Origin of the sequence: Buchnera aphidicola, from assembly GCF_900128725.1 — a bacterium.
GTDB classification, from domain to species: domain Bacteria; phylum Pseudomonadota; class Gammaproteobacteria; order Enterobacterales; family Enterobacteriaceae; genus Buchnera_F; species Buchnera_F aphidicola_K.
The window spans coordinates 15,954-32,129 of the sequence record NZ_LT667500.1 but is presented as its reverse complement, the minus strand read 5'-3'; the positions used below and the strand labels follow the sequence as shown (position 1 = coordinate 32,129).

The 16,176-nt window shown below is 31.4% G+C and carries 9 protein-coding genes; 6 read left to right on the top strand and 3 right to left on the bottom strand.

Annotated elements, in window-relative coordinates; translation table 11 throughout:
• Positions 1–63 precede the first annotated feature (63 nt).
• The 6 genes from rplK to rpoC all read left to right on the top strand — a co-directional run bounded on the left by rplK (position 64) and on the right by rpoC (position 10,816).
• On the top strand, positions 64–495 hold the full coding sequence (rplK, locus tag CINFORN2912_RS00115) for a 50S ribosomal protein L11 (protein ID WP_075433649.1): 432 nt from the start codon (positions 64–66) through the stop codon (positions 493–495).
• 2 nt (positions 496–497) lie between these two features.
• Positions 498–1,184 (top strand): 50S ribosomal protein L1, encoded by a 687-nt coding sequence (gene rplA / locus CINFORN2912_RS00110; RefSeq protein ID WP_075433648.1) that lies wholly within the window; start codon positions 498–500, stop codon positions 1,182–1,184.
• A gap of 175 nt (positions 1,185–1,359) precedes the next feature.
• On the top strand, positions 1,360–1,845 hold the full coding sequence (gene rplJ, locus CINFORN2912_RS00105) for a 50S ribosomal protein L10 (RefSeq protein WP_075433647.1): 486 nt from the start codon (positions 1,360–1,362) through the stop codon (positions 1,843–1,845).
• A 53-nt stretch (positions 1,846–1,898) separates the two neighbouring features.
• The gene (gene rplL / locus CINFORN2912_RS00100; RefSeq protein WP_075433646.1) at positions 1,899–2,267 is read left to right on the top strand and encodes a 50S ribosomal protein L7/L12; all 369 of its coding nucleotides are present in this window, start codon (positions 1,899–1,901) and stop codon (positions 2,265–2,267) included.
• A 192-nt stretch (positions 2,268–2,459) separates the two neighbouring features.
• On the top strand, positions 2,460–6,491 hold the full coding sequence (gene rpoB, locus CINFORN2912_RS00095) for a DNA-directed RNA polymerase subunit beta (RefSeq protein ID WP_075433645.1): 4,032 nt from the start codon (positions 2,460–2,462) through the stop codon (positions 6,489–6,491).
• 89 nt (positions 6,492–6,580) lie between these two features.
• Entirely contained in the window at positions 6,581–10,816 is a 4,236-nt protein-coding gene (rpoC, locus tag CINFORN2912_RS00090) for a DNA-directed RNA polymerase subunit beta' (protein ID WP_075433644.1), read from the top strand.
• A gap of 176 nt (positions 10,817–10,992) precedes the next feature.
• Here rpoC and metE read toward each other — a convergent pair whose 3' ends face one another.
• From metE to ftsY, 3 genes are all read right to left on the bottom strand, one after another.
• The gene (gene metE / locus CINFORN2912_RS00085) at positions 10,993–13,269 is read right to left on the bottom strand and encodes a 5-methyltetrahydropteroyltriglutamate--homocysteine S-methyltransferase (protein WP_075433643.1); all 2,277 of its coding nucleotides are present in this window, start codon (positions 13,267–13,269) and stop codon (positions 10,993–10,995) included.
• Positions 13,270–14,252: 983 nt separating this feature from the next.
• The gene (gene rpoH, locus CINFORN2912_RS00080) at positions 14,253–15,119 is read right to left on the bottom strand and encodes an RNA polymerase sigma factor RpoH (protein WP_432416204.1); all 867 of its coding nucleotides are present in this window, start codon (positions 15,117–15,119) and stop codon (positions 14,253–14,255) included.
• A gap of 82 nt (positions 15,120–15,201) precedes the next feature.
• Positions 15,202–16,143: a signal recognition particle-docking protein FtsY gene (gene ftsY, locus CINFORN2912_RS00075; RefSeq protein WP_172800923.1), complete on the bottom strand. Its 942-nt coding sequence runs from the start codon at positions 16,141–16,143 to the stop codon at positions 15,202–15,204.
• Positions 16,144–16,176 lie beyond the last annotated feature (33 nt).

Here is a 16,176-nt window from a genome sequence, read left to right as displayed (position 1 = left end):
AACTCTTGCATTACCACCCTTGTCAATTAAAAAATTATATATACCAAAAAATCAAGGAATATAATGACCAAAAACATTCAATCTTATATTAAGTTACAAGTACTGTCTGGCATGGCTAACCCAAGTCCTCCGGTCGGACCAGCTTTAGGGCAAAAAGGAATAAATATAATGGAGTTTTGTAAAAGCTTTAATTCACAAACATCCCATTTAGAGAAAGGAGTTCCTACTCCTGTTATCATTACGGTGTATACCGATAAAACCTTTACTTTTATTATCAAAACCCCTCCTGCGGCTATATTATTAAAAAAATGTCTAGGCATTAAAACCGGATCTAAAAGACCAAATCATGAAATTGTTGGAAACATCACAAAAAATCAAATATATGATATTGCAAAACAAAAAATGATTGATATGACCGGATCCAATATTGAAAGAATCGCTAGAACTATTGAAGGCACTGCACGATCTATGGGAATAACAGTAACCAAGGAATAAAAGTGAAAAAAAAATCTAGAAAAATGCAATTAAATCAAAATCAAATAAAAAAAAAATTCTATGACATTAAAAATGCTATAAAAATTTTAAAAAAATTACAACCAGCTAAATTCATAGAAAGTATAGATGCCAGCTTTTCTTTAAATATTAACCCTAAAAAACATGAACACAATATTAGGGGATCTATATTATTGCCACATGGAACAGGCAAAAAAATAAAAATTGCAGTCTTTACTACTGGCGATAATGTTAAAATTGCTCAAACATCAGGAGCAGATTTTGTAGGCACAGAAAATCTAGCCGATATTATAACCAAACAAACAATAAAATTTGATATTGTTATTGCGTCACCAGAAACTATGGAAATTGTTAAAAAGTTAGGACCTATATTAGGACCTAGAGGTATTATGCCTAACCCAAAATTCGGCACCGTGTCTACTAACATAAAACAATCTGTAGAAGAAGCAAGGCGAGGGAAAATAACTTATCGCAGCGATAAAAGCGGTATTATTCACAGCAATTTCGGAAAAATAAACTTTTCTGATAATGATTTATATGAAAATTTTTTAATATTATATAACTCCATTAAACAAGCTAAACCAGCTCAATTAAAGGGAATGTATTTTAAAAATATTAATATATCAACAACAATGAGTCCTGGAATAAATATTGATTATTTATCTTTATAAACAAGATAAATACCTTTAAAAAATATATATCGCATATTGGTATAATATTTTTTAAAAAAAAAATCCATTGTAAATAATATCATCTATCTAATTTAACCGCCTTCTATCCTGTAAAATCTACAAAATCTATAATTTTATGATTATTGGTACACATCATCATAACTAGGATAAAAAAATGGCATTAACTCGCACTAAAAAACAAGATATAATTAAAAAAATGCATCATGTTGCAAAAAAAGCATTGTCAGTTGTAACAGCTAATCCATCTGGAATTACCGTAAATGAAATCAATACTCTACGCAAGAAAGCAAAAATATCCCATGTAGAAATGCATATAATACGTAATACATTACTAAAAAAATCTCTAGAAAACACTCATTTTGATACTTTGCAGCCAGTATTAAGCGGACCTACATTAATTGCATTCTCTATGAACCATCCCGGTAGCGCAAGTAGATTATTTAAATTATTTAATAAACAAAATAATCAATTTCAAATAAAGAATGCCGTCTATGAAAGAAGATTACTTAATCTCGACGAAATTCATGATCTTGCTGATCTACCAACGCACCAAGAAGCTATAATCAAATTTATCTGGATATTAAAAGAAATAACTTTAGGAAAGTTACTGCGCGCTTTATATCAACTCAAGCACAATTAGCATAACTAATCAATTGTTTTTATATATATTTTGACTTTTTAGGAATAATCATTATGCCTATGACTAAAGAAGAAATGCTACACGCCATTTCTGAAATGTCAGTACAAGAAATTATGCAACTAATTTCGGATATAGAAAAAAAATTTAATGTTTCATCTGTTGCACCAACACATACTACACAAACTAATAAAGAACCTGAAAAAGAAGAACAAGTTTCATTTACTGTTAAACTAACAAATATAGGACCTAACAAGATATCAATCATCAAAATAATACGCAGTACTACGGGGCTAGGATTGAAAGAATCTAAAGATCTCGTAGAATCAGCGCCGACAATTGTTAAAGAAAATCTTACCAAAGAAAATGCAGATAGCTTAAAAAAATCTCTGATAGATTCCGGAGCTACCGCAGAGATTGTATAAAACATAATTTTTTAAAAAATTATCTTAATATATACAAATATATTAGTGACTGGTGATTATCAGATCACCAGTTTCTTATAGCTACATATATATTTAAAAATAATTTTCACCATTTATTTTGAATACCGAATAAAGATTCAAAAAAATTTTAAAAAATATAATTTATTTGTCATGAAAAACGCTGAGGAGCTAATGGTTTACTCTCACACCGAAAAAAAACGTATCCGCAAAAATTTTGGAAAACAACCGCAAGTATTAGATATTCCTTACCTGCTATCTATTCAAATCAATTCATTTAAGCAATTTATTCAGTCTAATAAAAATAATCATCAAGGATTAGAATCCGCTTTTCAATCAGTGTTTCCTATTCGCAGCTATAACGGAAGCGCTGAATTGAAGTATGTATCATATATTTTAGGTAAAAAAACTTTTAACGTTCAAGAATCTCACACGCGCGGTATAACTTATTCAATCCCTTTAAGAGTTAAGTTACAATTAGTCATTTATGAAAAAGATTCAAATAATTCCATAGTAAAATGCATAAAAGAACAAGAAGTATATATGGGTGAATTGCCGTTAATGACAAAAAACGGGACATTCATTATCAACGGAACAGAAAGGGTAGTAGTATCACAGTTACATAGAAGTCCTGGCGTTTTTTTTGATAGCGATAAAGGAAAAACTCATTCATCAGGAAAAATACTATATAATGCCAGAATTATTCCATATAGAGGATCGTGGCTTGATTTTGAGTTTGACCCTAAAGATCACTTATTTATACGAATAGATCGTAGGAGAAAAATTCCAGTTACCGTAATCTTACATGCTTTAAACTTTAATACAGAACAAATTCTTGATACTTTCTTTAAACACGACGCTATTTGTATTAAAAAAAAAAATATTACAATGGCCCTCAATCCTGAGCGATTACATGGTGAAATCATACCATTCAATATTATTGAAGATAAAAAAGTCTATATAACGAAAGGAAGTCGGGTTACAGCTCAGAACATTAAGGAATTAAAAAAAAAAAATATAACTTCTATTACTATTCCGGAAGAATATATTTATGGAAAAATAATTAGCAAAAATTATTTTGATCCCAGAACAGGAAAAGTGTTAATTGCTGCAAATACACGGTTAACCAAAGAAGATGTTAAAAAAATAAAAAAATTGGAGCATGGCAGAATATCCATTTTATTTACCAATGATCTTGATCACGGATCATACATATCTGATACATTAAAAATAGATAATACTAAAGATCGAATTACAGCATTAATTGAAATATATAGAATGATGAGGCCGGGTGAACCTCCTACCAAAGAAGCTGCAGAAAATTTATTTAATAATTTATTTTTTTCTAGCGAAAGATATGATCTTTCTCCTGTCGGCCGAATGAAATTTAATAAATCTTTAACACGTAAAGAAGTGAGTGGTCCGGGAACATTGAGTAAGCAAGATATTGTCGATGTAATAAAAAAATTAATTAATATCAGAAACGGAAAAGGCGAAATAGATGACATAGATCATTTAGGTAACCGTCGCGTTCGATCAGTAGGTGAAATGGTAGAAAATCAATTTAGAATTGGATTAATCCGAGTAGAGCGCACTGTACGAGAAAGATTATCACTTAGTGAATTAGACTCTCTTATGCCTCAAGACATTATTAATGCCAAGCCTATTTCTTCTGCAATAAAAGAGTTTTTTGGTTCTAGCCAATTATCTCAGTTTATGGATCAAAACAATCCTTTGGCAGAAATCACGCATAAACGTAGAATTTCTGCGCTAGGAGTTGGTGGGTTAACTAGAGAAAGAGCTGGTTTTGAAGTTAGAGATGTGCATCCCACGCACTATGGTCGTGTTTGTCCTGTTGAAACTCCTGAGGGACCTAACATAGGATTGATTAATTCATTATCTATATACGCAAGAACCAATAAATATGGTTTTTTAGAAACCCCGTATAGAAAGATCATTAATACTGTAGTTACTAAAGACATTAAATATCTATCTGCTATTGAAGAAGGCAATTACATCATTGCCCAGGCAAACACAAAAATCAATAAAAACGGTCAATTCTCAAAAAAATTTGTAACCTGTAGGCACCACGGAGAATTTGGTTTATTTCACAAAAAAAAAGTTCACTACATGGATGTGTCGACTCAGCAAATCGTGTCTGTAGGCGCTTCTTTAATACCGTTTCTAGAACATAATGATGCTAATAGAGCCTTAATGGGCGCAAATATGCAAAGACAAGCGGTACCGACGATTAGGTCAGAAAAACCATTAGTAGGCACTGGCATGGAAAGATCTGTAGCCGTAGATTCTGGAGTTACTATTATCGCTAAAAGAGACGGTATAGTTCAGTATGTTGATGCAGAAAAAATAGTTATTCAGATTACCGATAGTAAGATATTTGAAAACCAATTAGGGATTGATATTTATCACTTGAAAAAATATATCCGATCAAATCAAAATACTTGCATTAACCAGATTCCATGCGTTCAATTAAACAACTTGATAAAAAAAGGTGATGTTTTAGCGGACGGACCGTCTACTGATCTAGGTGAATTAGCATTAGGTCAAAATATGCGTGTAGCTTTTATGCCTTGGAACGGATACAACTTTGAGGATTCTATATTAATTTCAGAGCAAGTGGTGAGAGATGATCGCTTTACTACAATTCATATTCAAGAATTGTCCTGTATATGTCGGGATACAAAATTAGGGATAGAAGAAATAACAGCCGATATACCAAATGTAGGTGAATCAATGCTATCTAAATTAGATGATTCCGGAATCATCTATGTAGGAGCAGAGGTTTCAAGCGGAAATGTACTGGTAGGTAAAGTAACCCCAAAAGGGGAAACACAGCTAACTCCTGAAGAAAAGCTATTAAGAGCTATCTTTGGGGAAAAAGCATCAGATGTAAAAGATTCGTCGCTGCGCGTTCCTAACGGAGTGCACGGAACCGTCATCGATGTACAAATATTTACTAGAGACGGCGTTAAAAAAGACAAGCGAACATTAGAAATAGAAGAAATGTTATTAGTACAAGCTAAAAAAAACTTAATGGAAGAATTTAAAATTTTTGAATTAAATATTTTTATGCGTATAAATAAAATATTAACATCATCGAACGCCCCTCCGCACAATTTTAAAAATCATTCTTTAGACCAATACTTTCAGAATAATGTATATCCTTCTATAAAAATAAAAAACAAAATTCATCCATTGAAACAACAATATAAAAAATTAAAAAAAACACTCAAAAAGAAAACAAAAGAACAAAATAGAAAAATTATCCAAGGTGACGAATTAGCTCCTGGAATTTTAAAAATAGTCAAAATATACCTTGCTGTAAAAAGAAAAATACAACCGGGAGATAAAATGGCCGGACGTCATGGAAATAAGGGCGTGGTATCAAAAATTAACCCAGTAGAAGATATGCCGTATGATCATGAAGGAGTACCAGTTGATATAGTATTAAATCCATTAGGAGTTCCTTCTCGTATGAATGTAGGTCAAATTCTAGAAACACATTTAGGACTAGCGGCAAAAGGAATTGGAAATATCATCGATAAGATGATAACAAAACAAAAAAAAACGTATAAAATACGTCAATTTTTACAAAAAGCATATGACCTTGGAAATAACACGCATCAAAAAATCAATTTGAACGATTTTTCTGATCAAGAAGTAATCCAGTTAGCTGAGAATTTACGCTCAGGAATGCCTATGGCTACCCCAGTATTTGATGGAGCGCATGAAACGGAAATCAAAGAACTATTAAAAATGGGTAAACTACCTTCATCTGGACAAATTCCTTTATTTGACGGCAGGACTGGGGAAAAATTTGAAAGAGATGTAACAGTAGGGTACATGTATATGTTAAAACTAAATCATTTAGTCGACGATAAAATGCACGCTCGTTCAACCGGGTCATATAGCTTAATAACTCAACAACCTTTAGGTGGAAAGGCGCAATTTGGCGGACAAAGGTTTGGTGAAATGGAAGTGTGGGCATTAGAAGCATATGGCGCTTCACATACACTACAAGAAATGTTGACTGTAAAATCTGACGATGTAGCGGGAAGAACAAAAATGTATAAAAATATCGTTAGCGGTCAGCATAAAATGGAGCCCGGAATGCCGGAGTCCTTCAATGTGTTAATCAAAGAAATACGCTCATTAGGTATAAATATTGAACTAAATAGCGATTAAGACATAAATCAATTATAAAAAGATTGATAATACAAATCCATATACAGGCTTTAATTTACTAACCGTTGTATGTTTATAAGAAGTGATGCATGAAAGAAATATTAAATTTTTTTAAAAAAAAAACAAAAATTGAAGAATTTGATTCTATTAGAATTGCATTAGCCTCACCTGAAATTATTCGATCTTGGTCTTTCGGAGAAGTAAAAAAACCTGAAACAATAAATTATAGAACATTTAAACCCGAAAGAGATGGGTTATTTTGCTCGCGTATATTCGGACCTATAAAGGATTATGAGTGTTTATGCGGTAAATATAAGCGCTTAAAACATAGAGGGGTAGTATGTGAAAAATGCGGAGTTGAAGTCACTCAAAGTAAAGTGAGAAGAGAAAGAATGGGACATATTGAATTAGCTGCTCCCATAGCTCACATTTGGTTTTTAAAATCCCTACCATCACGAATAGGTTTATTATTAGACATGCCTTTGCGTGATATAGAAAGAGTATTATATTTTGAGTCCTATGTTGTTTTGGATCCTGGAATGACGCGTTTGGAAAAATGTCAAATATTAACAGAAGATCAGTATATAAAAGCTTTAGATGAATGTGGAGACGAATTTGAAGCTAAAATGGGCGCTGAGGCCGTACAAGCACTATTAAAAAAAATAGAATTAAAAAAAATATGCAAGCAATTAAAGCAAGAAATATTAAAGACAAACTCAGAAACTAAAAGAAAAAAAGTTACAAAAAGAATCCAATTACTTGAATCATTATTGTTATCCCAAAATAAACCTGAGTGGATGATTTTAACCGTACTTCCGATATTACCTCCTGATTTAAGACCCTTGGTACCGTTAGATGGGGGGCGATTTGCAACATCAGATTTAAATGACCTATACCGACGGGTTATAAATCGAAATAACCGATTAAAACGTCTTATCGAACTGTCTGCTCCAGACATTATCGTTAGAAATGAAAAAAGAATGCTCCAAGAAGCTATTGATGCGTTACTCGATAACGGAAGAAGAGGAAGATCTATTACTGGTTCTAATAAAAGACCGTTAAAATCTTTAGCTGACATGATTAAAGGTAAGCAAGGTAGATTTAGGCAGAATTTATTAGGAAAAAGGGTAGATTATTCGGGAAGATCCGTGATAACTGTAGGCCCCTATTTACACTTAAATCAATGCGGAATACCTAAAAAAATGGCTTTAGAGCTTTTTAAGCCATTTATATACGGAAAATTAGAACAAAGAAATCTAGCAACAACTATAAAATCCGCTAAAAAACTGGTTGAACAAGAAGAGCCAATTGTATGGGATATCCTTGATGAAATTATTCACGAGCATCCTGTTTTATTAAATCGAGCGCCGACATTACATCGCCTAGGTATACAAGCTTTTGAGCCTATTTTAGTTGAAGGAAAAGCAATACAGTTACATCCTTTAGTATGCGTTGCTTATAATGCTGATTTTGATGGCGATCAAATGGCTATTCATGTTCCTTTAACAAAATCTGCTCAACAAGAATCAAGAAAATTAATGATGTCAACTAAAAATATACTTTCACCAGCAAGTGGCGAGCCAATCGTCGTTCCTTCTCAAGATGTAATTTTGGGTATATACTACATGACCAGAAAAAAACATCATGGAAAAGGTACAGGCATGTTGCTAAAGCACCCAAAAGAAGCAGAAAAAATGTATATGTTAGGAGCAGCTGAGTTACATTCCATTATTAAAGTGCGCATAAAAGAATACAAAAAAAATGAAAAAAATACCTTAATTAAACACACTAAAATAATACAAACTACAATTGGAAGAGCAATTTTTTGGACGATTATACCGCGGGGGCTGCCATTTGAAATTATTAATAAAACTTTAAGAAAATCAGATATATCTAAAATTTTAAACACCTGTTATAGGATTTTAGGCTTAAAAGACACTGTACACTTAGCGGACCAAATTATGTACATAGGGTTTTCGTATGCAGCAAAATCTGGTGTATCTGTAGGAATTGATGATATCATTATACCAAAGGAAAAAACAGATATTATTGTAGAATCCGAAAAAGATGTCAAGGAAATACATAAACAATTTCAGACAGGACTTGTCACTGAAGATGAGCGATACAATAAAACAATAGATATTTGGGCGGCAGCCAATGAACGTATTGCGCTCGCTATGATGAAAAATTTATCTTACGACATCTGGTATGATTGTGATCATAAAAAAAAAAAACAGAAGTCTTTTAATAACATTTTTATTATGGCTGATTCGGGGGCTAGAGGATCGGCAGCTCAAATCAGACAATTAGCTGGCATGCGAGGTTTAATGGCCAAGCCAGACGGCTCTATTATCGAAACTCCTATCACGGCTAATTTTAGAGAAGGGTTAAATGTACTGCAGTATTTTATTTCAACGCATGGTGCCAGAAAAGGATTAGCTGATACCGCATTAAAAACAGCTAATTCTGGTTATTTAACTAGAAGATTAGTGGATGTTGCTCAAGATTTAGTCGTAACAGAAAACGATTGTAAAACTCGTAAAGGCATTATTATGAGCTCTTTAATAGAAGGCGGAGATGTAAAAGAGCCATTAAGAGAACGTGTTTTAGGGCGAATAACGGTAGAAGATGTTTTATATACAGGCTCTTCTAAAAAAATTATGATACCCAAAAATACGCTATTAAATGAAAATTGGTGCGATATCTTAGAGTATAATTCAATTGACGCGGTTACTGTGAGATCCGTAGTTCATTGTGAAACCAACTTTGGGGTATGTGCTTGTTGTTATGGTCGAGATTTAGCTAGAGGGCAGTTGGTTAAAAAAGGAGAGGCTGTTGGAGTTATAGCTGCTCAATCCATTGGTGAGCCTGGAACACAATTAACCATGCGTACATTTCATATTGGTGGAGCTGCGTCAAAAATAGTTTCTGAATCTAGTATTCAAGTTCGTAAAAATGGAATTATTTATCTAAATCAAGCAAAATCAGTCATAAACTCAAACAAAAAAATTGTTATTATTTCTAGAAACGTTGAGTTAAAAATGTTAGATGAATTAGGAAAAACTCAAGAAAGCTATAAAATTCCATACGGATCAATTTTAGCAAAAGGAGAAGGAGAAAAAGTACAGTCTGGAGAAATCATTGCAAGATGGGATCCGCATACTATTCCCGTTATTACTGAAGTCAGCGGATACATTCAATTTATTGACATGGTTGACGGCCAAAGTATAACGCAACAAAATGATGAACTCACTGGTTTGTCTTCTATAGTTGTTTTGGATATCTCTGAAAGAAACTTGCAAGGAAAAGACTTAAAGCCATCTTTAAAAATTATTAATAAAGCTGGTATAGATGTATTTATACCAGGAACAGATATGCCGGCTCAATATTTTTTACCCGGAAAATCTATTTTACAACTAGATAACGGTATGAAAGTATCTTCGGGAGATATATTGGCCCGAGTTCCTCAAGAATCAGTAGGAACTAAAGATATTACTGGAGGACTGCCTCGGGTAGCTGATTTATTTGAAGCAAGAAAACCTAAAGAGCTAGCAATTTTGGCAGAAATAAGTGGAGTAGTTTCGTTTGGAAGAGAAACAAAAGGTAAAAGACGACTAATTCTTACGCCGCTTGACGGAAACAATGCTTATGAAGAAATGATTCCTAAGTGGAGACAGATTAATGTCTTTGAAGGTGAACGAGTAGAAAAAGGCGATATTATTTCAGACGGACCAGAATCACCGCATGATATTTTAAGGTTAAGAGGAATTCAAGCTGTTACAAATTATATCATTAACGAAGTTCAAGAGGTATATCGATTACAGGGCGTAAAAATAAATAATAAACATATTGAAGTCATAATAAGACAAATGCTTAGAAAGGTTACAGTAGTCAATCCGGGTAATTCTAATTTCCTACAAGGAGAACAACTAGAACACTCATGCATCATGCTCGCAAACAAAAAATTAAAAAAAAATAAAAAAAAGATAATAACTTTTTCTCGAGATTTATTAGGCATTACTAAAGCATCTCTAGCTACAGAATCATTTATTTCCGCAGCATCTTTTCAAGAAACTACTAGGGTCTTAACAGAAGCGGCGGTAGCAGGAAAAAAAGATCAATTACGTGGATTAAAAGAAAATGTTATTGTAGGGAGATTAATTCCTGCAGGAACTGGATATCAATACCATAAGCAAAGAATTAAAAATCGAATGAACCATTTACTAAATAAGAAAAATAAATCTACCTCTATTAGCGCAGAAGAAGCGGCTGCTAATTTATCTGAATTATTAAATTCTACCGAAAAAATAAACAATCGGATATAAAAATACCATTCGAGCTGATACTATTAACAGCTCGATATACTTTTATATAAAAAATATAAAAAATGATTACGCCAACCACAAAAGTATAAAAAAACTAGTCAAATACTAGCAATATACCGCCACTAAACACAATCCGTGAATACAAAGATTGCATTGAGTGGAATAAATACTTAAATTTATTTTTTAAAATTTTTTCTAATGTTTAAAACAGCCTGTATCATATGACGTAACGCTAACTCTGTTTCTTTCCAGTTACGCGTTTTGAGTCCACAATCTGGGTTCACCCATAGTTGTTTTGCATCAATATATTTTAAAGCCTTAATTAATAACGATTCTATCCATTGGACAGTAGGTATACCTGGAGAATGAATATCATATACGCCCGGACCAATATCATTCGGATATTTAAAGGTTTTAAAAAATTCTAATAGCTCCATATCTGACCTAGATGTTTCAATAGTAATAACATCTGCATCTAGCTCCACAATAGCCGGCATAATATCATGAAACTCACAATAACACATATGAGTATGAATTTGCGTACTATCTTTGACTCCCGAAGAACATAATTTAAATGATTTTACAGACCAGCGCAAATAATCATTCCATTCTTTTTTACGTAAAGGCAATCCTTCTCTTAACGCCGGTTCATCAATTTGAATAATCTGGATTCCTGATTTTTCCAAATCTAAAACTTCGTCGCTTAATGCTAAAGCAATTTGATTTGCGATCTCTTCTTTAGAAACGTCTTCTCGAGGAAACGACCAGCACAAAATAGTTACAGGTCCAGTTAACATTGCTTTCACGGGTTTTTGAGTTAATGATTGAGCATATTTTGAATAGTTTAGTGTCATGGGAGTGATTCTACTAATATCCCCAATAATAATTGGCGGCTTCACACATCTTGACCCATAACTTTGAACCCAACCATACTGCGTAAACACAAAACCCTCTAAATATTCACTAAAATATTCTACCATATCATTACGTTCAGGCTCTCCGTGAACCAAAACATCTAAACCTATTTTTTCTTGTTGAACGATATTATATTTAATATGTCTTTTGATTTCTTTTTCGTAATTTAATTGGCTGATTTGTTTATTTTTATATTTTTTACGTAAATCTCGAATCTCTTGTGTTTGTGGGAACGAGCCAATAGTAGTAGTAGGGAGAATAGGAAAATTAAATGCTTTTTTCTGAATACTAGAGCGAATAGAAAACTCATTATTTCTTCTAATTTGCCGAGAAGAAATTTGTAATAAACGCTCCTGAACAAGACTATTATGTACAAGATTGGAAGACTTATAAGCCTTAATCGGTTTAACCCAATTATATATTTCTTGTTGATCAAGTTTATTATTTAAAACCTGAGACAAAAGAGACAATTCAAAACATTTTTGTATTCCAAAAGAAAACCATGATTTTACAAAATCTGTTAAATTATCTTCTAACGAGAGATCTAAAGGAGTGTGGAGTAAAGAACAAGAAGTACCGAGCCAAAAAGTACCGAGAGTTTTTATACAGGACTTTAATTGAGTAAACCACTTTAATAAATCAGATTTCCAAATATTACGTCCATTAATGATCCCTAATGATAATAAAAATTTTTTATCTATGTAATCATGTAATTGAGGTATATTATAATTCCCGGATACTAGGTCAAGATGCAAACCATCCACCGGAAGTGTATTAACTATATCTAAATTATGATGTATATCACCAAAATATGTAGTTAATAAAATTTTTATAATACCATGTAATGTACTATATGTTGTTTTAAAAGCTTGTCTCCATTCTTCTGGAATATCTAAAACTAAAATAGGTTCATCAATCTGAATCCATTCAATATTTCTAGAATATAGTTCAGCTAATACTTGTTTATAAATTGGTAATATTTTATTTAACAAATCTAATTTATTAAAGGTTCTTCCTTTTACTTTTCCTAACCATAAATAAGTTAACGGACCCAATAAAACCGGCTTTACTGAATACCCCAAGGATAGAGCTTCGTCAGTTTCTTCAATAATTTGCTTCCATGAAAAACTAAATTTATGGTCGCGAGTAAATTCCGGAACAATATAATGATAATTAGTATTAAACCATTTTGTCATCTCAGATGCTGAACAATTTTTGTCAGTAGAAGTAGCTCCTCTAGCGACACGAAACAAGGTATCTATATTAACCTCTGGATCGTTGAATCGATGTCGATCTGGTATATTGCCAAGCATCATGCTAATGTTTAAAACATGATCATACCAAGCGAAATCACCTACTGTTATATAATCTAATCCGCTATTAGCTTGATGCTTCCAGTTACTTTTTCTAATCTTTTTTCCTATAGATAATAAATCACTTAAAGTAATTTTTTTAGACCAATATTTCTCTTGAGCAATTTTTAATTCACGATGCAAACCAATTCTAGGAAATCCTAGTATATGATTTTTAATATTCATACATACTTTTTCCCATAGTCATAGTAACTAAAATGTTTTTTTTTGAAATTTTTAATATATATACAATGTTATTTTATCAGTATTACAATGGCTAACCAGTTTTTCCAGAACTATTTGTTCGCTAGCATCATTAACACAATCGATATACCTTAAAAATATAAATGTTTATATAACTAAACAAAAGCTCATAGTAACGCAAAACTAAAAAATATCTTTTTAAGCATAAAGATCAATAAAGAACGAAAGAAAATAAAAAAATATATAACAAATATTATACACATTATCAGAATATAAATATACTTATTAGGCATTAACCGCTGTAACAACTTTGCGCTTAAAATGTCGTAATGATACGATTCTATTTTTTCGATATTTTAATCAAGCACTAGACAAAGATCAATGCTTACTCGCAGAGCGCGTATACGAAACATATATTTATGATCATTGATATAAATAAAAATAACTTTTTATACACAACTTTATTAATATTTATAGTTTTACAAGCCAACTCATTTGCATCAAATAGAAATAATAAACATTTTTTTAAAAAAGGTTTCTTTGTAAAAAGAAAATTTCTATCGATTAAGCTAAATAAATTATATTAAAATAAAAAAGTTTTATATCTGTATTGAATTATTCGTTTTATGTGGATACAGAAAAATATTTTAATATAATATATTGATTAAACGAAATAAAAATTATAAAACTTTAAAAATTAATTTCATTAAAGTATATCTTTTCAATATATTTTGATTATTAAATAACCGATCAGGACAGAAAATTTTTAAAATTTTACAAATTAAAAAAGATTCTTAGACTCGGCAAACTAAAGATAAAATATATAGCTCTTATAAAAAAAAGAAAAAAATATTTTTTCTTCTATGTGATATCTTACAGATAATTAATTGCATGTTTATTTATAAAATAATAACAACGTATTAAAATAATTCAGAATTGTATTTTAAATAAAAAAATAAATAATTTTATGTTTCAATTGCTATTTTAAGCTTTTTCATAGCATTTTTTTCTAATTGACGAACTCTTTCTGCTGAAATTCCGTAATCTCGAGCAATAGATTGTAATGTAATTTTTACATTATTATGAGCTAACCAACGTCTTTTAATGATTTGTTGACTCCTTTCATCTAAAACAAGAAGCGCGTTACTTAATTTAGCTGTAGCATGAGAGGCCCAATTATCTCGCTCTATATTTATAGCAAAATTCGATTTTTTATCTTCTAAATAAAAAGAAGAACGAATATTGCAAGTAGAATGATCTGGAAACGAATCTTTTGCCTCAATGTCTAAGGTAATGTCTTGTGCTGACATACGGGCTTCCATTTCTCTTACATCTTGTCTGCTAACCCCTAATTCACTAGCGACAATTTCAATTTCTTGACGATTAAACCAGCCTAATCTTTTTTTTGATTTTCTTAGATTGAAAAATAATTTTCGTTGAGCTTTCGTAGTTGCAACTTTTACTATACGCCAATTTTTTAAAACATATTCGTGAATTTCAGATTTAATCCAATGTACTGCAAAAGAAATCAATCGCACGTTAATATCTGGATTAAATCTCCGAATAGCTTTCATTAATCCAATATTTCCTTCTTGAATTAAATCCGCCTGAGGCAATCCATAACCCGAATAATTCCTAGCAATGTGTATTACAAATCGTAAGTTTGATAAAATCAATAATTTTGCAGATTCTATTTCTCTATAAAATAATAATTTTTTTGCAAGGGATTTTTCTTTTTCAAAGGAAAGAATAGAAAAAGAATTGGCCATACGAATATATGAATCCAAACTACCGATATTAAGAAAACTAATGGCATGAATTTTATTTTTTATCTTTTTCATTTGACCCTAAGTAAAATATACAATATTTGATCTGATAAAATATATCGAAAAATAATAATAAAAAACAGATGTTTTAAATGTCTACAAAATTATCAACAAAACGTTTGCTATTAAATACTTCTAAGTCCGTTATTTTTTCTCCAGCTGATAAGTAACGAATAGGAATCATTAAATTATGAGCAATAGAAAAAATTACACCCCCTTTCGCTGTACTGTCTAATTTTGTTAAAATAATTCCCGTGATATTCATTTTAGAAGAAAAAACCTTAGCTTGTTGTATTGAATTTTGACCGATGCTAGCATCTAAAACTAAAAATATTTCATGAGGTGCGGCAGGAGAACATTTTGTAATCACTCGATTAATTTTTTGTAATTCTCGAAGTAAATGATCTTTGTTGTGCAAACGACCGGCTGTATCAATGATTAAAATATTTTTTTTCAATTTTGTTGACTCTTTCCAAGAATCAAATACAATAGCAGCAGAATCAGCGCCAAGCGAACCCGAAAATACTGGAATATGATGCTTTACACCCAATTCTATTAACTGCTCAACAGCAGCGGCCCTAAACGTATCACCAGCTGTTAGCATAACAGACTGTCCTAAGTTGTTATAATAATGAGCTAATTTAATGATAGTTGTTGTCTTTCCAACTCCGTTAACCCCAACAACTAAAATAACAAAAGGTAGCGCAGAAACATTCGGCGCAACGGGCTGCCTAGAAGGCGTTAACATATTTAATAACTGTTTCTTAAAATAAGAAAGAGCTAAGTCAGAATTAAAAATATTTTTTCTATCTATATCTCTCTTAAATTGAAGTAAAATTTTTTCAGTAGCATGTACACCAAAATCTGATGATAATAATAAATATTCTAAATCCTGAAACGTTTTTTTATCTACACAATTTTTAGAAAATATAGTTTTTAATTTATGAATAAAAATATTCTTTGCAGAGCTAAAAGAGCTTTTTAAAAAAGAAAAAATACTACTTTTCGTATGCTTTTTATCCTTATTCAACAAAATATTTTTTTTTTTTTCTTTAACATCCGT

Coding starts and splice junctions, on each gene's coding strand:
- metE (WP_075433643.1), bottom strand. CDS start 13,269: ATGAATATTAAAAATCATATACTAGGATTTCCTAGAATTGGTTTGCAT.
- rpoB (WP_075433645.1), top strand. CDS start 2,460: ATGGTTTACTCTCACACCGAAAAAAAACGTATCCGCAAAAATTTTGGA.
- rplK (WP_075433649.1), top strand. CDS start 64: ATGACCAAAAACATTCAATCTTATATTAAGTTACAAGTACTGTCTGGC.
- rpoC (WP_075433644.1), top strand. CDS start 6,581: ATGAAAGAAATATTAAATTTTTTTAAAAAAAAAACAAAAATTGAAGAA.
- rplL (WP_075433646.1), top strand. CDS start 1,899: ATGCCTATGACTAAAGAAGAAATGCTACACGCCATTTCTGAAATGTCA.
- rplJ (WP_075433647.1), top strand. CDS start 1,360: ATGGCATTAACTCGCACTAAAAAACAAGATATAATTAAAAAAATGCAT.